Genomic DNA, 23,474 nt, shown 5'->3' on the forward strand with positions numbered 1-23,474 from the left:
CGCCGCCAGCAGAGGAGGGATCAGCGGCCTGTCCACCAGAGCGCGGCGGCGTCCATGGCACGATGGCGCGCCTCGGGCGGCTGCCGGAGGTAGTAGTCGTCGAGCCAGGCGTCGCCGACGCCGCGGCGGCGGGCGATGAGGTGCCATTTCGCCGCCTCGACGGCGCTCTCCGGGACGCCGCGACCCCGCGCGAGCGCCCGGGCGAGGCGGTTCATCGCCACCGGGTTTCCCGCCTGCGCGGCGCGCGCGAGGAAGACCACGGCCTGGTGCTCGTCAACGACGAGGCCGACGCCGTTGAACAGACGGATGCCGTATTCGAGCTGGGCGTCGACGTGGCCGTTGCGGGCGGCGCGACCGAACCAGAGCGAGGCGAGGTGGTCGTCCTGCGGGACGCCGCGCCCGGTCTGATGCAGCACGGCCATGGCGTACTGGGCGTCTGCGTTGCCGGCATCTGCGGCCTGACGGAACAGGCGCGCCGCAGCGGCGGGATCGGCGGGCAGTGTCTTGCCCTCGAGATAGAGCGTGCCGAGATTGAAGGCGGCCGAGGCCTGGCCCTTCTCCGCCGCCATCTCGAACAGCTCGGCCGCCCGCTTGTGGTCACGCGGCACGCCGTCGCCGGCGAGATAGAGCAGGCCGAGCAGGAAGGCCGCCTCGCGGTCGCCACGGCCGACGGCGAGCTCGAACCAGCTCGCCGCCGTCGCGGCATTGCGCGGCACGCCGAGGCCGTCCTGGTAGAGCATGCCGAGCAGGGTCTGGGCGGCGGGGCTGCCGGCCGCCGCCTGGTCGGTGGCGTAGGCGAGCGCCTCGAGATAGCGGACGTCGTCGAAGGCGGCGTAGGCGAGGTCCGGCTCGGCCGGGGCCCGAGGGGCGGCCTCGGCGTCCGCCGCATCGCTCTCGCCCGCCTCGCCGGCGGTCGTGTCGACGGCATTGGCCGCCGGTGTCTCGGCGGTCGCGGCGCCCTCGGCGGGTTCGGCGATCTCCGCGGGCTTCGGCGGCGGCTCCACGACGGCGACGGGGCGCAGCGTCGGCGCACCGCCGGCCGGTGGCGGCACGGAATGGGCGGGTATGCCCGCCGACATCGCAATCGCCACCGCCAGCGCGGGAGCGGTCACCGCCCGCGCAGTGGTCGCGCGCGATCGCGCCGCGACGCGGTCGGTCCGGGCGGGGCGTGCGCCGGCAGGGATGACGTCGGTGGCGAGCGCGGCGGCCGGTGGAGAAGGGGCGGACTGCATCGGCGCGATGGTGTCCGGCATCGTGGCGACAACGGGGCGGAGAGCCGGTCGCCGTCGTCTCACGGCTCGGCCGAACGGGCCGCGAAGGCCTCGTCCAGCACGGCGTTCGCCTCGGCGACGCCGGCGGCGGGGCCGTCGGGATGCGACCAGACGAACGTGCGCACGCCGACGAACTCGGCGCCGGTGGAGGCGGCCTCGGCGACGGCGTCGCGCGTCGCGCCGGCAAGCGCGATGCAGGGCACCTCGAAAAGCGGCACCCACCAGTCCGCGAAAGCGAGCGTCTTGTGGTGGGTGACGTCGGCGTCCGGGCGCTCGAGCAGGCCGAACAGCACATAGGCGGCATCGGCTTCCGCAGCGGCCATCGCGGCGTGGCGGGTGCGCACACCACCGACGCCGACGATCTTGCCCTTGAACCGCGCCACCATGTCGGCGATCTCGGCGGTAACCGGGTCGCCCCGCGACGGCGCCTCGTCGTCGTCGTCGCCGTCTTCTTCGACCTCGCCGGCCGCGTCGTCCTCGTCGGCGGCTGGCAGGTCGGAATCGTCCTCGCCGGCGCCGAGATCGAGGTGGATGCCGTCGGCCTTGGAGCGGCCGGCGGCACGGGTATCGCCGATCACCACGGCGGCGGCGCCGGCGCCCTGTGCGATCGGCACGAGGCGCTCGGCGGCGGACTGGCGGTCGGCATCGCTGCCGACCCGGCCGATCAGCACGGCGGCGACATCACCGCCCGACAGCGCCAGCCGCAGGTCGTCGGCGAGCACGCCGATGTCGCCGGTGTCCGGCGTCACCAGCACGAGCCGGGAGCGCGCGGGCTTGTCCGCGCCCGCGCCCCTGCGGTTGCTGTCGCGCTTGCTCACGCTGCCTGCCGCTCCGCGTCGGCCGACCAGCGGCCGGTGGCGGCGAGCGCGTTCATGCGGCAGCGGTGCGCGAAGGCGCGCTGGCCGGCGGCGACGTTCTCCGCCTTGCCGCCCCACGCCTTCAGCGCCGCCGCCTGCAGGGCGCGGCCGTAGGAGAAGGTGAGCTTCCACGGCAGCGGGCCGCCGAGCTCGTTCATCAGGGAGAGGTGCCGGGTGGCGACCTCGTCCGACTGGCCGCCCGAGAGGAAGGCGACGCCCGGCACCGCCGGCGGCACGCACGCCTTCAGCACCTTCACGGTCATCTCGGCGACTTCCTCGGGGGACGCCTGGGTCGGGCAGTCCTTGCCGGCGATGATCATGTTCGGCTTCAGGATCATGCCGGTGAGGTCGACGCCGGCAAAATAGAGCTGCTCGAACACGAGCTTCAGGGCGAGCTCGGTGACGCGGTAGCAGGTGGCGATGTCGTGGGTGGCCACCGGGCCGTCCATCAGCACCTCCGGCTCGACGATCGGCACGATCTGCGCTTCCTGGCAGAGCGCGGCGTAGCGGGCGAGCGCGTGGGCGTTGGCGGCAAGCGCGTTGTAGGTCGGGATGCCCTGGGCGATATCGATGACAGCCCGCCACTTGGCGAAGCGGGCGCCGAGCTGGTGGTACTCGGCCAGCCGGCCCCGCAGGCCGTCGAGGCCCTCGGTGATCTGCTCGCCCTTGGTGCCGGCGAGCGGCTGCGCGCCCTTGTCGACCTTGATGCCGGGGATCGAGCCGGCGGCCTTCAGGATGTCGACGAACGGCGTGCCGTCCTTCGCCTTCTGGCGGATCGTCTCGTCATAGAGGATGACGCCGGAGACGTAGTTGCGCATCGCATCGTCGGCGCGGAACAGCATCTCGCGATAGTCGCGGCGGCTGTCGGGGGTCGACTCGAGGTTGATCGAATCGAAGCGCCTCTTGATCGTGCCGGTGCTCTCGTCGGCGGCGAGAATGCCCCGCCCGTCGGCCACCATGGCGACGGCGATGTCGGCGAGCCGTTCACTCATCGATCCCTACCCTTTTTGCTGCTCCGGTCGATCTTCGGCGCCGCGTGTATGCACGGCGCCGTTTGGCAGCAGGCTGTAGTCCGTCCGCCGCGGCAGGGCAAGGTTCGGTGAGGCGATCGCCTCACCACAAGTGCGAGATCGGCCGCTCAGGCCAATCGGACACTCACGCCTTGAGCGCCTCGACCCCCGGCAGCGGCTTGCCCTCCAGCCACTCGAGGAACGCACCGCCCGCCGTCGAGACGTAGGAGAAGCGCTCGGCGACGCCGGCGTGGTTGAGCGCCGCCACCGTGTCGCCACCGCCCGCGACCGAGAGGAGCGCCCCGGCATCGGTGCGATCGGCCGCATGGCGGGCCGCCGCGACCGTCGCAGCGTCGAACGGCGTCAGCTCGAAGGCGCCGAGCGGGCCGTTCCAGACGAGCGTCTTCGCTCCGTCGATGCGGGCGCGGACGGCGTCCACAGAGGCCGGCCCAGCATCGAGTATCATGGCGTCGGCCGGCACCGCGTCGACGCTGACCGTCTCGTTGTCGGCATTCGCCTTGAACTCGCGTGCCACCACGGCGTCCGTCGGCAGCACGATCGCGCAGCCCGACTTCTCCGCCGCCGCGAGGATGCGGCGGGCGGTGTCGGCAAGGTCGTGCTCGCAGAGCGACTTGCCGACCGCCTTGCCCTGGGCGGCGAGGAAGGTGTTCGCCATGCCGCCGCCGATGACGAGGACGTCGACGCGGCCGACGAGGTTTTCCAGGAGGTCGATCTTCGACGACACCTTGGCGCCGCCGACGATGGCGATCACCGGCCGCTGCGGCGACCCGAGCGCCTTGCCGAGCGCATCGAGCTCCGCCTGCATGCTGCGGCCGGCATAGGCCGGCAGCGCCCGCGCCAGCCCCTCGGTGGAGGCGTGGGCGCGGTGGGCGGCGGAGAAGGCGTCGTTGACGTAGAGGTCGCCGTTCGCCGCGAGCTCAGCGACGAGGGCCGGGTCGTTCTTCTCCTCGCCGGCGTGGAAGCGGGTGTTCTCGAGGAGGATAACGTCGCCCGGCACCATGTTGGCGACGGCGGCGGCCACGTCCGGGCCGACGCAATCGTCGACGAAGCCGACCGGGCGGCCGAGGGCGGCGGCGAGCGCCGGCACCACGACCTTCAGGGACTGCGACGGGTCGCGCCCGCCCTTCGGCCGGCCGAAGTGGGCGAGGAGCAGGACCTTGCCGCCCTTGTCGGCGAGCTCGGCAATGGTCGGCGCCACCGCCTTCACGCGGGTGTCGTCGGTGACGGCCCCGTCCTTGACGGGGACGTTGAGGTCGACGCGGACGAGGACCCGCTTGCCGTGCGGGTCGACGTCGTCGAGGGTGCGGAAGGCGGTCATCGGCCCCCCTCCCCTCAGATCAGCTTCGCCATCGCGACGGCGGTGTCGCTCATCCGGTTCGAGAAGCCCCACTCGTTGTCGTACCAGGAGAGCACCCGCACCATCGTGCCGTCGAGCACCTTGGTCTGGTCGTAGGCGAACACCGACGAGTGGCTGTCGTGGTTGAAGTCGGTCGAGACGTTCGGCAGCGACGTCGTGCCGAGGATGCCCTTCAGCGGGCCTTCGGCGGCGGCCTTGATGGCCGCGTTGACCTCGTCCTTCGTCGTCGCCTTCTTCGCCACGAACTTGAAGTCGACGACCGAGACGTTCGGCGTCGGCACGCGGATGGCGGTGCCGTCGAGCTTGCCGTTGAGCGCGGGCAGAACGAGGCCGACCGCCTTGGCGGCGCCCGTCGAGGTCGGGATCATCGACAGGGCGGCGGCGCGGGCCCGGTAGAGGTCCTTGTGCATCGTGTCGAGCGTCGGCTGGTCGCCGGTGTAGGAGTGGATCGTCGTCATGAAGCCGCGCTCGATGCCGATCGCGTCGTTCAGCACCATCGCCACGGGGGCGAGGCAGTTGGTGGTGCAGGAGGCGTTGGAGACGACGAGGTGGTCCTTGGTCAGCTTGTCGTGGTTGACGCCGTAGACGACGGTGAGGTCGGCGCCGTCGGCGGGGGCCGAGACGATGACGCGCTTGGCACCGGCGGTGAGGTGCGCCGCCGCCTTGTCGCGGGCGGTGAAGATGCCCGTGCATTCCATGGCGATGTCGACGCCGAGCTCGCCGTGCGGCAGCGTCGCCGGATCCTTGATCGCCGTCACCTTGATCGGGCCGCGGCCGACGTCGATGGTGTCGCCGGAGACCGTCACCACGCCCGGGAAGCGGCCGTGCACGGAATCGAAGCGCAGCAGGTGAGCGTTGGTCTCGACCGGGCCGAGATCGTTGATGGCCACCACCTCGATGTCGGTGCGACCCGACTCGATGATCGCCCTCAGAACGTTGCGGCCGATCCGCCCGAACCCGTTGATCGCAACCTTCACCGCCATCGTCGCCTCCTGCCTGTTTGTCTGCCGTTGCCTGTGTGCCTGCCGCCGTGTCGCCGTCAGCCCTTCTTCGCCGCCAGCGCCTCGCGGGCGAGCGCCGCCGCGCGCTCGGCGGTGATGCCGAAGTGCGGATAGAGATCCTCGATGCGGCCGCTCGCGCCGAAGCCGGTCATGCCGACGAAGATGCCGTCCGTGCCGAGGACCGCATCCCAGCCCATGCGCACCGCCGCCTCGATGCCGACGCGCACCGGCGCCGTGCCGATCACCTCGGCGCGGTGGTCGGCCGACTGGCGGGCGAAGAGCTCGAAGGAGGGCACCGAGACGACGCGGGCACCGATGCCGTCGCGCTGCAGGAGGTCGCGGGCGGCGAGCGCCACCTGCACTTCCGACCCGGTGGCGAACAGGCTGACCTCGGCGTCGCCGTCGGCGGCTTCGAGCTCATAGGCGCCGCGGGCGCAGAGGTTGGCGTCCTCCTGGTGCGTGCGCACCGTCGGCAGGTTCTGCCGCGACAGGGCCAGCACGCTCGGCGTCGCGCGATTTTCCAGCGCGATCTGCCAGCATTCCGCCGTCTCGACGGCATCGGCCGGCCGCATGACGAGGAGATTGGGGATGGCGCGCAGCGCCGCGAGGTGTTCGACCGGCTGGTGGGTCGGGCCGTCCTCGCCGAGGCCGATGCTGTCGTGCGTCATCACGTAGACGACGCGCAGCCCCATCAGCGCCGATAGCCGGATCGCCGGGCGGCAGTAGTCGGAGAAGACGAGGAAGGTCCCGGCATAGGGGATGACGCCGCCGTGCAGCGCCATGCCGTTCATGGCCGCCGCCATGCCGTGCTCGCGGATGCCCCAGTGGACGAAGCGGCCGGAGAAGTCGTCGGGCGTCACCGCCACCATGCCGGCACTGCGGGTGTTGACCGAGCCCGTGAGGTCGGCGGAGCCGCCGATCGTCTCGGGAACGACCGCGTTGATGACGTCGAGCGCCATCTCCGAGGCCTTGCGGGTCGCGACCGTCGGCCGCTCGGAGGAGAGCCGGCGCTTGTAGGCGCGGACGGCCTCGTCGAAACCGTTCGGCAGGTCGCCGCGGACGCGGCGGTCGAACTCGGCGCGCTCCTCCGGCGGCAGCGCGCGGTAGCGCTTCTCCCACTCCTTGCGGCCGAGACCGGCGCGGAGCGCACTGATCCGCCAGCCGTCGCGCACGTCCGCCGGCAGCTCGAAGGGTTCCGCCGTCCAGCCGTAGGCGGCGCGGGCCGCAGCGGCCTCCGCGGGTCCGAGCGGCGAGCCGTGGGCGGACGAGGTGCCGGCCTTCTTCGGGGCGCCGAAGCCGATAATCGTCTTGCAGGCGATCATCGTCGGCTTGTCGTTGCCGTGGGCGACTTCCAGCGCGCGCAGGATGGCGGCCGGGTCGTGACCGTCGACGCGCACCGCATCCCAGCCGGCCGCCTCGAAGCGGCGCACGGCATCGCCGGTCTCCGTCAGGTTCAGCGGCCCATCGATGGAGATGCCGTTGTCGTCATAAAGGACGATCAGGCGGGAGAGCCTGAGGTGGCCGGCGATCGAGATCGCCTCGTGGCTGATGCCCTCCATGAGGTCGCCGTCGGAGGCGAGCACATAGGTGCGGTGGTCGACGAGGTCGTCGCCGAAGCGGGCATTCATCAGGCGCTCGGCGAGCGCCATGCCGACGGCGGTGGCGATGCCCTGGCCGAGCGGGCCGGTGGTGGTCTCGATGCCGGCGCCGTGGCCGTACTCCGGATGGCCGGCGGCGCGGGCGCCGAGCTGGCGGAAGCGCCTGAGTTGATCGATCGGGAAGTCTTCGTAGCCGGTGAGGTGCAGCAGCGCATAGAGCAGCATCGAGCCGTGGCCGGCCGACAGGACGAAGCGGTCACGGTCGGGCCAGTGCGGCGCCGTCGGATCGAACTTCAGCACATGCCCGTAGAGGACCGTGGCGATGTCCGCGGCACCCATCGGCAGGCCGGGATGGCCGGATTTGGCGGCCTCCACCGCGTCGATGGCGAGGACGCGGAGCGCATCGGCCATCCGCTTGTGCTTGTCGCTGTCGATCATGCCAGGCCCGTCTGTTCTGGAATCCGTCCGTGCCGAAGTGCGTCCGCGCCGAGAACCGTCCGCGCGCGGGGCGCCGGCCGACACCCGGACGCCGTCGCCGGGACGCCCTCGACCGCGGCGCCGCATTCACTGCGGCACCCTCGCCCGCAGCCGCGAAGATCGGCCGAAAGTCCGGGCGCACTGCTTAGCAGCAAGACCCCGCCTGTCAACGCGAGGGGACCGAACGCGGCGGTTGTGACGGCGCGGCACGCCGTCGCCGTGCACTGCGGCATGCCGTGTCGCACGCGCGAAAGATCGATCGACGACCCGGGCCGGGCGCACGTCTCGACCGCCGCCGGGCGGACGCGTAAGGTCTTCGACGGGCTCCGAATCGGGGCCAAGTCGCAACGAGGCTCGGCGGGCGCGCGCCGCGAGTGGGCCGGCGGGATCGGACGATGGCGGAGCGACGGAGCGTCGAGACCTCGCTGGCGAGACTCGATCAGGCGATCGGACGGCTCGAGGTGTCGGTGGCGCGCCGGCTCGATGTCGACCGTTCGCTCGGGGCGCTGGAGATGGAATTGCAGCGGCTCGGCGAGGATCGCTCGAAGCTGGCGCTCGACCTCGACCAGTCGGCAGCCCGCTCGGCGCGCCTCGAGGAGGCGAACCGGGAGGTCTCCCGGCGCCTCGTCGCAGCGATGGAATCGATCCGCGCCGTGCTCGAACGGCACGGCGGGTGAACGGCATGACGGGAAGGCGCGGGTGACGACATGGCGCAGGTGAGCGTCACCATCAACGGACGCACGTTTCGCATGGCGTGCGACGACGGCGAGGAGGACCGGCTGTCCGGCCTCGCCCGCCGCTTTGACGCGGCGATCTCGCAGCTTCGAAGCGGCTTCGGCGAGATCGGCGACCAGCGCCTCACCGTCATGGCCGGCATCATGATGACCGACCAGCTGTCGGAGGCCGAGCGCCGCCTGCAGGCGGCACAGGCGGAAGTCGCGGCCCTGAAGGAGTCGCGCGACACCGTGCTCTCCCGCACCGACGAGATCGAGCATGACGTGGCGCACCGCCTGGAGGCGGCCGCCGTCCGCATCGAGGCTCTGGCCGACGCGCTCAACCGCAAGCCCGGCGAGGGCGACGATCCCGACGCCTGAAGCCGACCGCGCACCCGGCTTCCAGCCGTCAGGGCCTCAGATCGAGCGCCGCCTTCTCGCTGCCGTCCATGCGGAAGGGCACCGAGGTGTGCGTGTGGACGAGTTGCCATCCGCCTCCGCCGTCGCGCAGCACGAAGGTCGCCCGGTACCAGAGGTCGATGTCGGCCCCATCCGTCTTGCGACCCTGCATGTTGGCGAGGCCATAGACGACGGCGAGCGGGCCCTCGATCTCGACGCGCGGATCGCGCAGCGCGATCTTCGGCGGCGCCTGCCAGGTCGCGAACCACTCCCTGAGGCCTGCCGGGTCGCGCGCCTCGTCGCCGGTGAACGCCAGCGGCGGCTGCAACTCGTAGGCGACGACATCCGGTGCAAGCCCGGCCACGGCGCGCTGCGCATCGCCTGCGGCGATGGCGTCGAACCCCTCCTCGAGCGACATCAGGATGGCTTTGCGATCGGTCATGGCGTCCCTCCATGGTCACGACCGGCGTCTTCGCTGTCTCGCCGGCCTTCCAACTCGAGGACGATCGCAGCCCGCGCCATCCGACACGGTGCCGAGTGGGTCGTCGGAAAGTCCACGGAGACCGAACCCGCCGGGTGAGCCGCGCTCCCAGCGGATTACGCCGTCGTAACTGGACAATTCACTCGCCTTATGAGCGTATGCGCGCCAACAACGCGTGCATCGGGGGATGCATCGTGGAGCGGCCGAGAAGAAGCGAGGCGCGGGACATCCGGTCCGGGCGCCTCTCGTCTTTTGAAGCGGGGGACGAGACCTGTGAACGCTGGCGGGCGCCACAAGGGCCCGCGGACGGTGGCCTTGTTTCCGCCGCACCGGCCTGTTCGCTCTCCTGGCACCTCTCTTTCCATCCTGCGCGCGATCCGTCCTGTCCTACCTGTGGCGGGCACACAGCGAGTCCATCTTGATCCGCATCCTGTCGATCTTCGGGACCAGACCCGAGGCCCTGAAGATGGCTCCGGTTGTGTCGGCGCTCGCCGCCGAGCCAGCCGTCCATTCGATCGTCTGCGTCACCGGCCAGCATCGACAGATGCTCGACCAGGTGCTGACGCTATTCGACATCCGCCCCGACCACGACCTCGCCCTGATGGCGGCGGGGCAGACGCTGTCTGACCTGACGGCCCGCACGCTGACGGCCCTCGATCCCGTCATCCTCGCCGAGGAGCCGGACTGCATCCTCGTGCACGGCGACACGACGACGGCAATGGCCGCGGCCGTCGCCGCCTTCCATCGCCGCATCTCGATCGGCCACGTCGAGGCGGGGCTGCGCACCCGTGACCTCTCCCAGCCGTGGCCGGAGGAGTTCAACCGCCGCGTCGTCGACGTCGTCGCCGGCCTCCTCTTCGCGCCCACCGCCACCGCGAAGGCGAACCTCGAGGCGGAGAGCGTCGCCGGGCGGATCCTGGTCACCGGCAACACCGTCATCGACGCGCTGCAGGAAACGGTGCGCCGGCTCGACGCCGACCCCGCCCTGCGTGCCGGGCTCGACGCCCGCTTCGCCTTCCTGCGGCCGGGGCACCGGCTGCTGCTCGTCACCGGGCATCGGCGGGAGAACTTCGGGGCCGGCTTCGAGGGCATCTGCACGGCGCTCGCGACGCTCGCCCGCCGCACCGACCTCGACATCGTCTACCCCGTCCACCTCAATCCGAACGTCCACGGGCCGGTAACGGCGGCGCTGTCGGGCTTTTCCAACGTCCACCTGATCGAGCCGCTCGACTACCTGCCCTTCGTCCACCTGATGCGGCGGGCCGACGTGGTGCTCACCGATTCCGGCGGCGTGCAGGAGGAGGCGCCCTCGCTCGGCCGGCCGGTGCTGGTGATGCGCGAGGTGACGGAGCGGCCGGAAGCGCTCGCCGCCGGCACCGTGCGCCTCGTCGGCACCGATCCCGACCGCATCGTCGCCGAGGTCACCCGCCTGCTCGACGACGCGGCCTGGCGCGAGCGTTTCGCGCGCGCCGTCAACCCGTACGGCGACGGCCGGGCGGCCGGGCGCATCGTCGCCGGCCTGCTCGGCCGGCCGGTCGACGAATTCCGCCCACACTCCGCCATCGACGGGTCTGCCGCGGCAGATCCGCACGCACGGCCGACCGCGGCCGCACAGGAACAGCCTCGATGATCTCCGTCTCTCCGCTCCGCCGCGACCGCGCCGCTCGGCCGGGCGCGCTGCCAGCCATCATCCTCGCCGCGATTCTGGCGACCGCCGGCCCCGTCGCGGCGCAGGACGCATCCGGTGGCGACGCCACGGCGGCGGCGCTGGCGGCCCTCCTCGACGACCGCGAGGTGACACGCTCCGTGACACTGCGCGAGCTCGGCTTCGACCGGCCGGACGTGCTTGCCTCCCTCGACGCCCGGCGCGAGATCTACCTGCCGGTGCCGGCCGGCATTCCGATCGAGGAGGCCACCCTCGACTTCGACGCGCGCTATCTGCGGGCCGTGCCCGGGCGCTCGACGCTGCTCATGTCGCTCGACGGCTTCCCGGTCTCGGCCCGCGCCTTCACCAACGACGCCGGCGACGCGTCGCTGCGCGTCGGCGTCGACGGCGAGGCGCGCCCGAGCGGCTTCGTGCAGCTCGGCCTCGCGTGGTCGTCGCAGGTCTCGGTCGACGCCTGCGAGGACGAGCGGCAGATCGCCAATGCGCTGGCGATCGGCCCCGACACGCGCTTCACCTACGCCTTCGATGGCGGTGCCGTCCGCGACGTCGCCACCGCCTGGACGGCCTTGCCGGCCCGCCCGGTCGTTCTCGTCGCCGGCCGCGCCCTTGCGGAGCGCTCCTACGATGCGGCCTGGCGCATCGGCGTCGCGCTGGCGCGCGCCGGCAAGCGGCCGATCTTCGCGGCGCTGCCGGCCAAGGGCGACACGGTCGACCTCGCCGGCGTCACCGTACCGGCGGCGCTCAGGGCGATCCCGTCCTATGCGGCGCTCGCCAATGGCGGCAGCCGCGTGCTCGCCAGCGACGCGGAGGCGGGAGCCTTCCTGACGCTCGCTGCCGGGGGGCTCAGGGCGGACGTCGTGGTCTCCGACGCCGCGCTGTCCGCCGCCACCTCAACGGCGCTCGACGCGCTCGCGGCCGAGATCGCCAGCCAGGCCCCCGCCGCGGCGCAGACGCTGGCCGACTGGCGCACGGGCCCGGCGAACGCGGCGGCGACGCCGGGCGCCGCCGATGCCATCCGTGTCGCCGGCCTCGCCGGCCTGCCGGTCATCGCGGTGGCTCCCGAAGCCGGCGCACAGGCGGCCGGCCTGTTCACGCAGCTGTGGCACCGCATCGTGCTGACCCGCAGCGTCGTGGCGCGCGTCGCCGAGCCGGCGCTGCCCGCCGCCGACATCCTGCCGCTCAGCGACCTCGGCGGCACGCCGGGCTCGATCGAGGTGCTGGCGCGCGGCGACTGGACGGCGACCTTCGGCCTCGGCGCCATCGCCCGAGCCGGCCGCGTGCCGGACCAGCTCGTCGTCGACGTCGCCGCAGCGCCGGGTGCCACCGCCACCGCGCCGGTCGCGACCGTCTACCTGAATGACGTGCTGCTCGGCGCGAAGATGCTGACGGCCGACGGACGCCCCGAGCGCATCAGCGGCCGCATCCCGAGCTATGCGCTGGCCGCCACCAACGTGCTGCGCGTCACCTTCCAGCGCCAGCCGGGCGGCGAGCACTGCCGGGAGACGCCGCAGGCCTATCCGGCGGCGGTTCTGCCGACGAGCCACGTGCAGCTCGGCGCCGTCGCCGCCTCCGACGACTTCGTCGGCATGATCGCCCGCTATGCCGGCGGCGCCGAGGTGATCGTGCCCGCGGCTGCGCTGGCCGATGCCACCGCCACCCTGCCGACGCTCGCCGGCATCGCCGAGGCGGTGGGGATCGCCGCCGACAAGGCGACCCTCGTCGTCGCCTCCGGCACCATCCCGGTTGCGCCGACGCAGTCCTTCCTGTCGCTCGGGGCGACCGTCGCCGGCGTCAGCGGCCAGGCGCGCGCCGAAGCGGGGCGGCTTGTCGTCGACAACAATGCCGGCGCCGCCATCCTCGACATCTCCGGCCTCGACGACATCGGCGTCGTCGATGTCGTCAAGGCCGGCGAGCGCCACGGCATCGCCTACGCCACCGTCGGCCAGCGGGCGCCGATCCTCGAAAAGCCGATCCGCCTCGGGCGGGGCGACGTCGCCGTCGTCGGCGCCACCGGCGTGCTCGCGGAAGTGAGCGGCAACCGCACGCTGGAGATCGGCGGCTCGCAGTCCGGGCTGCTGCCCGGCGCCACCGACATCAGCGCCTGGCTGCCAGCCGAGTTCCAGCCCATCGTGCGGGCGCTGCCGAGCGGAACACCGATGGGCTGGGCGGTGCCGATCGCCACCATCGCCGTGCTGCTGTTCGTGCTGCTCTTGATCCGCGCGGCGGTCGCCCGGCGCAAGGCCCGCAAGGCCCAGCAGGGCTGAGGAACCGGACCGCCCGCCGTGGAGCTCTTCTGGCCCTATCTGATCGCCGAGTACCAGATCTGGCTGGAACGGGCGGCGCTGCTCGTCGCGGTGCTGATCCTGATCTCGTCGATCGATGACCTGTTCATCGACGCGTGGTTCTGGACGCGGGAGACGTGGCGGAAGCTGACGGTGAAGCGGAAGTACAAGCCGCTCACCTCGGAACAACTGCGCGCCCGCGCCGAGCAGCCGATGGCGATCATGGTGCCGGCCTGGCTCGAATCCGACGTCATCGCCGCCATGCTGGAAAGCATGGTGTCGGTGCTCGAATACCGGAACTACGTCGTCTTCGTCGGCACCTACGTCAACGACCCCGCGACGATCGGCGAGGTCGACCGCATGCTGCGGCGCTTCAAGCAGGTCGTGCGGGTCGAGGTGCCCCACCCCGGCCCGACCTGCAAGGCCGACTGCCTGAACTGGATCGTCCAGGCGATCCTGCACCACGAGAAGCGCACCGGCATCCACTTCGCCGGCATGGTGCTGCACGACAGCGAGGACGTGCTGCACCCGCTCGAGCTGAAGTTCTTCAACTACCTCTTGCCGCGCAAGGACCTCATCCAGATCCCCGTCGTCTCGCTCGACCGCGACTGGTTCGAGATGGTTGCCGGCACCTACATGGACGAGTTCGCCGAGTGGCACGCCAAGGACCTCGTCGTGCGCGAGAGCCTCGCCGGCGTGGTGCCGTCGGCCGGCGTCGGCACCTGCTTCTCGCGGCGCGCCCTGATGACGCTCGCCGCCGAGACCGACAACCAGCCCTTCAACACCGACACGCTGACCGAGGACTACGACATCGGCGAGCGGCTCTCGCGCGCCGGCATGACCTCGATCTTCGCGCGCTTCCCGGTGGAGTTCTCGACGCGGCGGCGGCTCCTGTTCAATTTCGGACCGGAGCGCGAGGTGCGTATCCGCATGCCGCTCTGCGTGCGCGAGTATTTCCCGAACTCCTTCCGCGCCGCCTATCGCCAGAAGGCGCGCTGGACGGTCGGCATCGGCCTGCAGAGCTGGCAGCAGATCGGCTGGACGGGGTCGCTCGCGGCCCGCTACCTCTTGTTCCGCGACCGCAAGGGCATCTTCACCCAGTTCATCAACATCGCCGGCTACCTGATCGCCTTCAATCTCGTCGCCTTCTACTTCCTGGCGGTGGCGGGCGTCTGGTTCATCCGCTTCCCGCCGCTGTTCGAGCCCGACAGCATCTTCGCCTGGCTGCTCGTGGCGAACGCCGTGGCGCTGGCCTTGCGGGCCGTTCAGCGCTTCTACTTCGTGGCCCGCATCTACGGCTGGGAGCACGGGCTGCTGTCGCTCCCGCGGATGATCGTCGCGAACTTCGTGAACTTCATGGCGGCTGCGCGGGCGTGGAAGCTGTTCATCGGCCATCTCCTGTTCGGCACGCGCATCGCCTGGGACAAGACCGCCCACGACTTCCCCTCCGAGGAGGTGCTGGAGAAGCGGCGGCGGCGGCTCGGCGAACTGCTCACCTCGTGGCAGGTGGTGGACGAGGGCCGGCTGTCGGCGGCGCTCAAGCAACAGAGCGAGCGGGATCTGCCGCTCGGCCGCATCCTCGTCATCAACGGCTGGCTCGACGAGGAGACGCTCGCCGAGGCGATCGCCGTGCAGTCCGGGCTCGGGCGAATGGCGCTGACGGCGGATGACCTGCGCACCCATGCCGCCGACCTGCCGCTGGACGCCGCCGTTCGCTACCGCGTGCTGGCCGTGGGTCGGAACGAGGAGGGGCGGACGATCCTCGCCACCGCCTCGCCGCTGCAGGCGGAGGACCTGCGGGAACTGGTGACCATGCTCGGTGCCGAGCCGATCCAGGTGATCGCCCGCGAGAGCGAGGTCGCCGCCGGCCTGCGCGTCCTGCGCGGCGCCGAGACGGCCCTGGATGACGTCGCCACGGGCCGCGCCATTCCGCTCCTCGGTGACGTCCTCATCGAAAACCGGCTCATCGACCGCGCCGCCTTCGACAAGGCGATGGCGCTCTACCGCCCGGAGGAGCACGGCCGCATCGGCGATTTCCTGGTGCAATCCGGCGTTCTCTCGGCGGCCAACCTCGCCAAGGCCCTGTCGCTGCAGCAGCGCGCCGCCGCCTGAGCGTTCGAAGGGCGATTCCCGCGGAGATTTTATTCGCGGCGCGATTCACGCCGGGCTCGGCTAAACGCGACGAATCAGTGAGAATCGGCCGGAAGGCGGCGGCTCGAACAACAAACACGACGAGCCGACCGGATGCCGCGACAGGGCGGCCCTCGCGTCGAAGGATTGGGGATGGTGCGGGCGTTGTTCGGCGGGCGCGCAGCGTCCCCGCCACGACGGGCTCGACGGATTCGGATTCCGTCGACCTCTCTCCTGCTCGCGCTCGCGCTGGCGATGCCGCTCGGCGCCGGCGCCCAGGAGACGATCGAGCTGCCGCTGTCCGGCCCGCCGCTCGCACTCGCCACCCGCGCCTATGAGGCCGTCGCCGCCGGCGATTTCACCACCGCCGTCTCGCTGCTGCGCGAGGCGCTCCGCCAGCGGCCGGATTCCGAGCAGCTGCGCGTGCAGCTCGTCGATGCGCTGATCGCCGCCGACGACCTCGCCGCCGCCACCGCCGAGGCGCGCATCGCCGATGCCGGCGACCCGCGCATCGCCGAGCGGCTGGCGACCATCCGCGAACGGCTCGCTTTCCGGGCCGACCGGCGATCGTGGGACAGCCTCGACTATCGCGACGCCATCGGCGGCGCGCCGTCGACGACCGATCCGGCCTTCGTCGAGGCCGACGCCGCCTTCAAGGCACTCGCCGCCGGGCGGGCGTCGGTGGCGGTGGAGCGCGCCCGCGCCGCCGTCCGCCTCGCCCCCGACCGGCGCGAGTACCGGCTGCTGCTCGCCGACGCGCTCTCCGCGGCCGGCCGCAGGGCCGAGGCGGAGACGGTGCTGTCGGCCCTGATCGCCGCGCGGCCGGACGCGGCGCTGTTGACGCAACGCGGCTACCTCCGCCAGGCGCTCGGCAAGCCCGCCGCCGCAGCCGACGATTTCGCCGCCGCGCTGCGGCTCCTGCCGGCGGGATCGCCCGAGGCGTGGACGCTGCGGCTGGCGCTGGCCGAAGCAGCCCTCGCCGCGGGGCGCACCAGCGAGGCGGAGACGATCCTGACCGAGCTGCTCTCGCGCCGCCCGACGGTCGCGCTGTTCACCCAGCGCGGCAATCTGCGTCTGCAGCGCGGCGATGCCGCCGGCGCGCTCGCGGATTTCCAGGCGGCGCTGCGACTCGGCCCGACGCGGCCGGGCGAGGCGCGCACGCTCAGGCTCGCCGCTGTCGATGCCGCGATGTCGGCCGAGCAGCCGCAGTTGGCGCTCGACCTGCTGGAGCCGCTTTCCGGCGAAAACAGCTACGCCGTCGCCTCGCGCGCCGGCTTCGCGCTGCTGGCCCTCGATCGGAAGGAAGAGGCCCTCGCCGCCTTCGAGACCGCCCGCCACCTCGCCCCCGGCGCGACTGAACGGACGCTCGCCACCCGCACCGTCATCGCCCTGATGAGCGAGCTCGGGCGGCGGGAGGAGGCGCGCGCGCTGCTGACCGATGCGCTCGCCGACGGCTCGCTCGCCGGTGCCTCCGACCTCGACATCGCCTATCTCGCGAGCGGCGTCGGCGACGATGAACTCGCACTGCCCTACTACGAGAAGGCTGAGGCTGCCGGCGAGCTCAAGGGCCGCGCCTATCTCGACGCCGCCTATGCCGCCAAGCGGCGGTTCCGCAACGCGGAGGCGGTGGAGTTCTTCAAGGCGGGCATCGACGCGGCGGACGCCGGGGAGATCGAGCTCGATCCGCAGTACAAGTTCGGCCTGCGCCGCGAGGTGGCGGACATCACCCGCACCTGGGGTGCCTACCTGACGGTCACCTACGGCGCCGTCGGGGTGGCGCCGAGCTCGACGACGGCGCCGACGCCGAGCGGCGGGCGCAACGTCGGCCAGATCGGTGCCGAGGTCTACTGGCGGCCGCCGGAGATCGGCTACCGCAACGGCGCGCTGGTCGAGGTGTTCGCCCGCGCCTTCCAGACGATCTACGACGAGCGCGGCGGCCAGACCGGGCCGGAGACGCTGCAGGGCCTCGTCGGCGTGCGCTGGAAGCCCTTTTCCGACTGGAACCTGATCTTCGAGGGCGCCCGCCTCGTGAAGCTCGGCTCGGCCTCGCGCGAGGACTGGCTGGCCCGCGCCGCCTTCTCGGCCGGACAGGGCACCGACCTCAATGTCGTCGACCCGCACTGGACGACCTGGCAGGTCTACGGCGAGGCCGATCGCTTCTTCGAGACGGCGCAGAACGTCGCGGTGTTCGAGGGTCGCGTCGGCGAGAGCTTCCGCCTCGATGCGATCAGCGACAAGCTGGTGGCGACGCCGTTCCTGGCACTCGGCGGCAGCTATGATTCGAGCTTCGCCAATCCCGGCGCGCTCGGCACCGGGCCGGGCTTCGCGCTGCGCTACTGGTTCCGCGAGGACAAGTACGCGGCGCCGCGCTCCTATGTGGACATGAACGTGCAGTACCGCTTCAGGCTCGCCGGCGACAACCGCGCCCGCGGCCTGTTCGCCGGCATGACGGTGTCCTACTGAGCGGGCCCTCGCGCCGGCTTGTCGCCGGCACGCTCGCCGCCGGCGCTCTCGCCGCCGGGGCCGGCGGCGTGGCGCTGTGGCGGACGCGTGCGCCGGAGGTGCCGCCGCCGCTCGTCGACGGCATCGTCTGGCAGCCGGACAACGCCACCGTCGGCATCGCCGGCCGCTGGGACGAGCTCGGCGCCCACGAGCTCCTCGTGCAGTGGATCGTCGTCGATGGCCAGTCCTTCGTCGCCGATGCTGGTCTGCCGACCGTACCCGTGCTGCCGGACTGGAGCCGCATCGCCCGCGAGCCGTGGGCGAGCCAGGTGATACTCGGCCTCGCCGGCCGCTTCGGCGAGCGCGAGGCGCGCGCCGACATCGCCGAGCTCGCAAAGCTGTCGTGGCGCCTCGCCTATCTGCCGACGCCCCTCAACATCACCGGCTGGTACTTCCCCGTCGAGGTCGACCCGACCTGGCAGGAGGCGCCGCGCCTCGCCGAACTCCTCGCGCCGCTGCCGCGGCCCCTGTGGATCAGCGTCTACGACAGCGCCAATGTCGGCGCCGCGACCCTCGCCGACTGGCTCGCGGGCTGGCTGCCCGCCGACATCGGCGTGTTCTTCCAGGACGGGGTGGGCGTCCACGCCCGCACGCCGACGGTGGCGCGGGAATACGCCGATGCGCTGGCCGAGAGGCTCGGGCGGGAACGGCTGCGCGTCATCGTCGAGGCCTTCCGCCCGCACACCGAGGGCGGCTTCCGCGCCGCCGTCGCCGCGGAGATCGCCCCGCAGATCGCGGCGCTCAAAGGCTATCCGCTCTACCTCTTCGATGGTCCGCACTATGTCGACGACGGGCTGGTGGAGGCGCTGGGGAACCGCGCGTGATGAACCGCGCCGCCCCTTCCCGCAGGAGGCGACTACTCCGTTGCCTGAGCTGGGTCCACTCGCAAACGCTCCCCGCCGGGTAAAGCCGGCGGTCAGCGGAACACGAACAATTCGTGCCGGATCTTTTCTGGCTCGACTCCATTCGCGACGGCCAGCACACGGATGTGGTTCAGCAGGCCGGCAGGCCCGCACACGGCTATATCCAGTTTGGCGGTGTCATCTTCGCGGATGATCTCAGCGAAGCGTTCAACGAAACTCGGAGTGCTGGGACCGCTGCTCACCGGTACGAATTCGACGCCCTTCTGAGCAGCCAGATCCCGGAGTGCGTTGATTTCCGGGAAAGCCCGGTCCGGCGTATAAAAGTAGAAGAGGCTGACGCGCTGGAGGTTTTCTGCATTCCTGTCCTGCAACCAGGCTAGGAAGGGTGAAATGCCAACACCACCGCCGACCCATATCTCTCGTTCAGCGCGAGGGGAGCGTTCGAAGCGGCCGTAGGGGGCATAGATGTCCGCAAGCATACCGGGCTGGATAGTCGAGATCAGCTTCTGCGTATAATCACCCAGTGCGCGAATGACGAACGAAACGCGCCCAGACGGAGCTTCTGCAGCGGCAATAGTGAATGGGTGCGACTCGCGAAGACCATCGACCTTCATCCTGAGGAAGCCGAACTGCCCCGGCCGGAACGATATCCCCCGGCGGGTCGGTTCGAGTTCGATCTGTACAGCAGCGGGTCCTCTGGTCACGCCCAGAACCCGGTATTCCGCGTGGTTGGCGATGATCGGATAGAGCAACAGCTTGTAGACTGCGGCTCCGAAGCCCAGGACGCTCAGTGCGCCGAGCCAAATCCCAGCGGGGCTGACCAATGGCAGTGGAGACTTGATGCTGACCCAGTGCAGCACGACGATCAGGAAGAGCGGTCCCGACAGGCGATGCCACCAGCGCCAGGCGCTGTAGGGAATATTGCGATTGAGCGCCAGCATCACGATCAGCATCAGGCCAACAAAGCTCGCCTGCCGGACAAACCGGGTCCACTCGCCGGGCAGCGCGAGGATCGCAGCCGTCTCCCACTCGCCAGTGCCCGCCTTGAACAATAGGTGCACAGACGCGAAGCTGAGCGCCGCGATCGCAAGCCACTTGTGGACCTCGTAGACCCGGTCCAGTCCTCCGAAGAGCCCCTCCAACCACGACCATCGTCCACTCAGGATCGCGGCCGCCGCCATGAGGGCGAGAGCCGCGACGCCCGACGCCAGGCTCATTGTTGCTGTGGTGAGCCACGTGCCGGAGGGAATATCGACGAGGACGACCCCGGTGCTCACGAGTGCGATCGCCACGACGGGCTGCCACGGTTTCGTCACGACGATCCGGGTCAAGGCCGAGCCCCTGCACTTGCAAGTTCAATGCTCTCGATCATCGGATCACTCCCCGCGCTACCAGCATTTAGGTACGGCAGCGACCCCACTTACATAACTTTAGCGAACCCTACTATCGACTACAAAAGCCAGCATTCAAAGCACCGAAGTGCCGGCTCATCATTATTGTTCTTTTGACAATGAGAAGCATAATCTCACAGATCCATTCGACCTGGATCCCGAACTATATACCCCGTGTGCCTCTGGATCCAAAAAAAGACAAATGGCTACTTTCTCCGGCGTCTTCTCGCGCGCGCTAATCTGCCTGCCGACCTCGTGGTCGAGATAGTCGCGTGAAGTTTAGGCTTTTATTCGGCTTCCGCTGCCGGGGTCGCAGCGTCTCGTTCGTCGCCCGGCGAGACGATTGGAAAGAGGGCCCGGCGCGTCTGGTGGGCCCGGCAGGACTCGAACCTGCAACCAGACCGTTATGAGCGGCCGGCTCTAACCATTGAGCTACGGGCCCGCGCGAGGCGCGTGTCAGCGCTATAGCACGTCGTATTGCGGTCGCAATGGCGTGGGACCGCTCGGGCGCGCGCCGGCGCAGCGAGCCGATGCCGATAGCCGAGGAGACCACACGATGACGACCTTCCGCCGCGGGCCAGCCGCCGCATTCGCCGCCGCCCTGTTCGCCGGCGTTCTCCTCGCCCCGGTCGGCTTCGATCGCGCCGAGGCGCAGCAGCTGCTCGCGATGCCGGCGGACGGCCGCATCGTCGTCACCGGTTCCGCCACCGTCTCCGGCGCGCCGGACACCGCGATGGTGACGCTCTCTGTGGTCACCGAAGCCGCCACCGCCGGTGACGCGCTGACGGGCAACTCCACCGACACCACCCGGCTGATCGACGCAGTGAAGGCGGCCGGCGTGGCGGCCGCCGACGTGCAGACGTCCGGCTTCTCGGTCTATCCGCGCTATGCCGACCGCGCCGACGACGACGCCCCGCCGCGCATCGCCGGCTACACCGTGCGCAACGGGGTCTCGGTGCGGGTGCGGGAGGTCGGCAAGCTCGGCGAATTGCTCGACGCCGCCGTGCGCGCTGGCGCCAACCAGATCGACGGCGTCGCCTTCACCATCGAGGACGACACCAGCCTGCGCGACCAGGCGCGCGAAGGCGCGGTGCGCGACGCCCGCCGCAAGGCGGAGCTCTATGCCGCCGCCGCCAACGTCAAGACCGGCCGCGTGCTGGCGATCTCCGAGATGACCGCGGACGCGTCGCCCCGCCCGATGATGCGGATGGCCGCCGAGGCGGCGCCGTCGGTGCCGGTCGAGGCTGGCTCCGTCGAGCTGTCGGCGGACGTCACGGTGATCTTCTCGCTCGAGCCGAGCGGTCTCTGAGCGTTCGCGAGCCGCAGGGTCGAACTGCGGGCTCCGACGGGGCATGGCTGCGGCTCAGTCGAGCCGCACCACCGCGCAGGGCGGAGTGCCGCCGCCGCCCTGCTCCGGCCAGTGGGCGAAGGTCAGCACCTGGCCATCGCGGCGCACCTGCCGGATCGCCGCGCGATCGATGTCGGCGACGAGGATGTGGCCGGTGTCGAGCGGCCCCTGGGCGATGACGCCGCTGTCCGGGAAGCCGTCGTCGGACGGGCCGTAGAAGCCGGCGGCGCCGCGGTTCATGTCGAGCGTGCCCGACCACGGCGCGGTCCCGACTGTCGGGACCTGCACGACGACGCACTGGCCTTCGAGCGCGCGGGCGCGGGCGCCGGTGCGGACGCGGTGGAAGCCGGCGAGCGTGTCGGTGCAGCTCGGTGCCAGGATGAACTCGGCCCCTGCTTCCACCATCGCGCGGGCGATCAGCGGGAACTCGACGTCGTAGCAGATCGCCACGCCGAGCCGGCCGAGGGCGGTGTCGAAGACACGGACCGGGCCGCCGCCGACGATGCCCCACGGATCGCGCTCGAAGCGCGTCATGACGATCTTCTCCTGCACCCCTTCGCCACCGGACGGCGTGTAGAGCCGGGCGACGTTTCGCAGGCGTCCGTCAGGACCGGCCTCCGGCGCGCTGGGTGCGAGGATGTGGACGCCCGCCCGGGCGGCGAGGCCGGCGACGTGGCCGAGCGCCTCCGGCAGAACCGTGCCGATCTCGGTGAGCGCCCGCGCCGCGTCGGCCGCCACGGCGTCCTCGAAGATGCCGGTCAGCTCCAGCATGCCGTATTCGGGGAAGACGACGAGGTCGGCGCCGGTGTCGGCGGCATCGCGGACGAGATCGGCGATGCGGTCGGCCCAGGCGGCGAAGGAGGCCGGCCGGACGATCTCCAGCTGGACGGCGGCGACGCGGACGCGGTCGGGACCGCGGCTCATCCGAGCGCCTCGGCCACCGGCTGCGACAGGGCGAGCAGGGCGGGGGCCGGCTCGAACACCGGCAGCGGCTCGACGATCCCACGCACCGGATGCGCGCCGGCGGGTCGGAAGCGCTCCGGCATCATGCCCGCGAAGGCACGGGAGGCGAGCATCGGCTTGCCGAGTTGGCCGCACAAAGACGAGATGCGGGCGACCTCGTTGACGTCGCGGCCGACGACGGTGAAGTCGAGCCGGTCGAGGGCGCCGACATTGCCGTAGATCGCCTCGCCGTGGTGCAGCGCCACGCCGAAGCGGACCGGCTCGCCGCCGGCCGTGAGTTCCGCGCCGTTGAGGAGGGCGACCTCGGCTGCTGAGAGCGCACGGGCGGCCGCATCGGCGCCCTCGTCGGTGTGCTCGAAGACCGCCAACATGCCGTCGCCGATGAACTTCAGGACGTCGCCGCCGCGCTCCGTCACCGCCGGCACCAGGACGTCGTAGTAGCGGTTGAGCAGGTCGGCGGTGGCCTCCGGCGGCAGCCGCGTCGACAGCGAGGTGAAGTTGCGAAGGTCGGCGAACATCATCGCCGCCCGCATCGTCTTGACGTCGCCGCGGAAGACGGTGCCGCCGATGATCGCCTCGGCCGGGCCGCGCCCGACATAGGTGGCGAGCAGCTCGCGCAGGACCCGGTGGTAGGTGCGGATCTCGATGACAGCCGCCAGCGCCGGCAGCACGGCCTCGACGAGGGCGATCTGGTCGGAAGTGAAGCCCTCCGGGGCCTTCGAGGACATCGTCACGGCGTTCTTGACGCCGTCGGCGAAGTCGAGCGCCAGCACGTGATAGTGGACGTAGCCCTCCTTCTTTAGCTCCGGCACGATGCCGAAGCGATCGTCGGGAGTCGTGCGAAGGTCGAGATGAAGGGGCCGCCCGGTATCGTAGACGACCTTGAACGGGCTGCGGTCGTAGAAGCCGGCGTCGCGGTCGGCATAGTCGAAGGTGCGGAACTCGAGTGGCATGTGCGGCCGCCAGACCGCACCCACGGCGAGGACGCTGGCCGACAGCACGCGCACGGAGACGGAGAAGCGATCGACCGGCAGGCCGGCCGCCGTCAGGCGCCAGCCGAAGCCGTCGATCAGCGCGGAAAACGCCAGGCTGCGGCCTTCGCCGACGAGCCAGGCCATGATGGAGGGAGCGTCGACCTTCATCG

18 protein-coding genes and 1 tRNA gene are annotated in these 23,474 nt (G+C 71.2%); 8 read left to right on the top strand and 11 right to left on the bottom strand.

Annotation, left to right across the window (positions count from 1 at the left end; translation table 11 throughout):
* Positions 1-20 precede the first annotated feature (20 nt).
* The 6 genes from RUR49_RS12170 to tkt form a co-directional block, all read right to left on the bottom strand.
* A complete protein-coding gene (locus RUR49_RS12170; protein ID WP_409146649.1) occupies positions 21-1,253 on the bottom strand; it encodes an HcpA family protein in 1,233 nt (410 codons plus the stop codon).
* Positions 1,254-1,291: 38 nt separating this feature from the next.
* The gene (locus RUR49_RS12175) at positions 1,292-2,089 is read right to left on the bottom strand and encodes a thiamine phosphate synthase (RefSeq protein WP_409146650.1); all 798 of its coding nucleotides are present in this window, start codon (positions 2,087-2,089) and stop codon (positions 1,292-1,294) included.
* A complete protein-coding gene (locus RUR49_RS12180; protein WP_409146651.1) occupies positions 2,086-3,120 on the bottom strand; it encodes a class I fructose-bisphosphate aldolase in 1,035 nt (344 codons plus the stop codon). Before RUR49_RS12180 ends, RUR49_RS12175 begins: the two co-directional genes overlap by 4 nt.
* Before the next feature lie 163 nt (positions 3,121-3,283).
* A complete protein-coding gene (locus RUR49_RS12185) occupies positions 3,284-4,477 on the bottom strand; it encodes a phosphoglycerate kinase (RefSeq protein ID WP_409146652.1) in 1,194 nt (397 codons plus the stop codon).
* 14 nt (positions 4,478-4,491) lie between these two features.
* A complete protein-coding gene (gap, locus tag RUR49_RS12190) occupies positions 4,492-5,499 on the bottom strand; it encodes a type I glyceraldehyde-3-phosphate dehydrogenase (RefSeq protein ID WP_409146653.1) in 1,008 nt (335 codons plus the stop codon).
* A gap of 56 nt (positions 5,500-5,555) precedes the next feature.
* Positions 5,556-7,553 (bottom strand): transketolase, encoded by a 1,998-nt coding sequence (tkt, locus tag RUR49_RS12195; protein WP_409146654.1) that lies wholly within the window; start codon positions 7,551-7,553, stop codon positions 5,556-5,558.
* 434 nt (positions 7,554-7,987) lie between these two features.
* On the opposite strand from tkt, the gene RUR49_RS12200 reads away from it, so the two are divergent.
* Both RUR49_RS12200 and RUR49_RS12205 read left to right on the top strand, forming a co-directional pair.
* Positions 7,988-8,269, top strand: coding sequence for a DUF4164 domain-containing protein (locus RUR49_RS12200; RefSeq protein WP_409146655.1), 282 nt, complete (start codon positions 7,988-7,990; stop codon positions 8,267-8,269).
* Positions 8,270-8,299: 30 nt separating this feature from the next.
* Positions 8,300-8,686 (top strand): cell division protein ZapA, encoded by a 387-nt coding sequence (locus tag RUR49_RS12205; RefSeq protein WP_409146656.1) that lies wholly within the window; start codon positions 8,300-8,302, stop codon positions 8,684-8,686.
* Positions 8,687-8,714: 28 nt separating this feature from the next.
* Here RUR49_RS12205 and RUR49_RS12210 read toward each other — a convergent pair whose 3' ends face one another.
* A complete protein-coding gene (locus RUR49_RS12210) occupies positions 8,715-9,146 on the bottom strand; it encodes a YybH family protein (protein ID WP_409146657.1) in 432 nt (143 codons plus the stop codon).
* A gap of 460 nt (positions 9,147-9,606) precedes the next feature.
* On the opposite strand from RUR49_RS12210, the gene wecB reads away from it, so the two are divergent.
* The 5 genes from wecB (at position 9,607) to RUR49_RS12235 (ending at position 18,589) form a co-directional block, all read left to right on the top strand.
* Positions 9,607-10,815, top strand: coding sequence for a non-hydrolyzing UDP-N-acetylglucosamine 2-epimerase (wecB, locus tag RUR49_RS12215; RefSeq protein ID WP_409147133.1), 1,209 nt, complete (start codon positions 9,607-9,609; stop codon positions 10,813-10,815).
* Positions 10,812-13,115: a hypothetical protein gene (locus tag RUR49_RS12220; RefSeq protein ID WP_409146658.1), complete on the top strand. Its 2,304-nt coding sequence runs from the start codon at positions 10,812-10,814 to the stop codon at positions 13,113-13,115. The genes wecB and RUR49_RS12220 overlap by 4 nt, the downstream gene beginning before the upstream one ends.
* An 18-nt stretch (positions 13,116-13,133) precedes the next feature.
* Positions 13,134-15,245: a glycosyl transferase family protein gene (locus RUR49_RS12225; protein WP_409146659.1), complete on the top strand. Its 2,112-nt coding sequence runs from the start codon at positions 13,134-13,136 to the stop codon at positions 15,243-15,245.
* A gap of 273 nt (positions 15,246-15,518) precedes the next feature.
* The gene (locus RUR49_RS12230; protein ID WP_409146660.1) at positions 15,519-17,726 is read left to right on the top strand and encodes an NfrA family protein; all 2,208 of its coding nucleotides are present in this window, start codon (positions 15,519-15,521) and stop codon (positions 17,724-17,726) included.
* A 68-nt stretch (positions 17,727-17,794) separates the two neighbouring features.
* Positions 17,795-18,589: a hypothetical protein gene (locus tag RUR49_RS12235; RefSeq protein WP_409146661.1), complete on the top strand. Its 795-nt coding sequence runs from the start codon at positions 17,795-17,797 to the stop codon at positions 18,587-18,589.
* Positions 18,590-18,681: 92 nt separating this feature from the next.
* On the opposite strand, the gene RUR49_RS12240 is transcribed toward RUR49_RS12235, so the two are convergent.
* Together RUR49_RS12240 and RUR49_RS12245 are read right to left on the bottom strand one after the other, a co-directional pair.
* Entirely contained in the window at positions 18,682-19,959 is a 1,278-nt protein-coding gene (locus RUR49_RS12240; RefSeq protein ID WP_409146662.1) for a ferric reductase-like transmembrane domain-containing protein, read from the bottom strand.
* A gap of 426 nt (positions 19,960-20,385) precedes the next feature.
* Positions 20,386-20,461 (bottom strand) — tRNA-Ile (locus RUR49_RS12245).
* Positions 20,462-20,575: 114 nt separating this feature from the next.
* Here RUR49_RS12245 and RUR49_RS12250 point away from each other — a divergent pair.
* Positions 20,576-21,328 carry an SIMPL domain-containing protein gene (locus tag RUR49_RS12250; RefSeq protein WP_409146663.1) on the top strand — a complete coding sequence of 251 codons (753 nt, stop codon included), beginning with the start codon at positions 20,576-20,578 and terminating at the stop codon, positions 21,326-21,328.
* A gap of 54 nt (positions 21,329-21,382) precedes the next feature.
* Here the strand turns inward: RUR49_RS12250 and RUR49_RS12255 are convergent, their stop codons facing one another.
* Together RUR49_RS12255 and RUR49_RS12260 are read right to left on the bottom strand one after the other, a co-directional pair.
* On the bottom strand, positions 21,383-22,291 hold the full coding sequence (locus RUR49_RS12255; protein ID WP_409146664.1) for a carbon-nitrogen hydrolase family protein: 909 nt from the start codon (positions 22,289-22,291) through the stop codon (positions 21,383-21,385).
* Positions 22,288-23,472 carry an adenylate/guanylate cyclase domain-containing protein gene (locus RUR49_RS12260; RefSeq protein ID WP_409146665.1) on the bottom strand — a complete coding sequence of 395 codons (1,185 nt, stop codon included), beginning with the start codon at positions 23,470-23,472 and terminating at the stop codon, positions 22,288-22,290. The genes RUR49_RS12255 and RUR49_RS12260 overlap by 4 nt, the downstream gene beginning before the upstream one ends.
* Positions 23,473-23,474: the final 2 nt, after the last annotated feature.

Origin of the sequence: Pseudoxanthobacter sp. M-2 (assembly GCF_046156265.1) — a bacterium.
Classification (GTDB): Bacteria; Pseudomonadota; Alphaproteobacteria; order Rhizobiales; family Segnochrobactraceae; genus CAMDHY01.

Bases quoted from the DNA above. Each gene is read 5' to 3' on its own strand.
- RUR49_RS12260 (WP_409146665.1), bottom strand. From the start codon at position 23,472: ATGAAGGTCGACGCTCCCTCCATCATGGCCTGGCTCGTCGGCGAAGGC.
- RUR49_RS12230 (WP_409146660.1), top strand. From the start codon at position 15,519: ATGCCGCTCGGCGCCGGCGCCCAGGAGACGATCGAGCTGCCGCTGTCC.
- RUR49_RS12180 (WP_409146651.1), bottom strand. From the start codon at position 3,120: ATGAGTGAACGGCTCGCCGACATCGCCGTCGCCATGGTGGCCGACGGG.
- RUR49_RS12205 (WP_409146656.1), top strand. From the start codon at position 8,300: ATGGCGCAGGTGAGCGTCACCATCAACGGACGCACGTTTCGCATGGCG.
- RUR49_RS12210 (WP_409146657.1), bottom strand. From the start codon at position 9,146: ATGACCGATCGCAAAGCCATCCTGATGTCGCTCGAGGAGGGGTTCGAC.
- RUR49_RS12255 (WP_409146664.1), bottom strand. From the start codon at position 22,291: ATGAGCCGCGGTCCCGACCGCGTCCGCGTCGCCGCCGTCCAGCTGGAG.
- RUR49_RS12200 (WP_409146655.1), top strand. From the start codon at position 7,988: ATGGCGGAGCGACGGAGCGTCGAGACCTCGCTGGCGAGACTCGATCAG.
- RUR49_RS12170 (WP_409146649.1), bottom strand. From the start codon at position 1,253: ATGCCGGACACCATCGCGCCGATGCAGTCCGCCCCTTCTCCACCGGCC.
- gap (WP_409146653.1), bottom strand. From the start codon at position 5,499: ATGGCGGTGAAGGTTGCGATCAACGGGTTCGGGCGGATCGGCCGCAAC.
- tkt (WP_409146654.1), bottom strand. From the start codon at position 7,553: ATGATCGACAGCGACAAGCACAAGCGGATGGCCGATGCGCTCCGCGTC.
- RUR49_RS12185 (WP_409146652.1), bottom strand. From the start codon at position 4,477: ATGACCGCCTTCCGCACCCTCGACGACGTCGACCCGCACGGCAAGCGG.
- RUR49_RS12220 (WP_409146658.1), top strand. From the start codon at position 10,812: ATGATCTCCGTCTCTCCGCTCCGCCGCGACCGCGCCGCTCGGCCGGGC.
- RUR49_RS12250 (WP_409146663.1), top strand. From the start codon at position 20,576: ATGACGACCTTCCGCCGCGGGCCAGCCGCCGCATTCGCCGCCGCCCTG.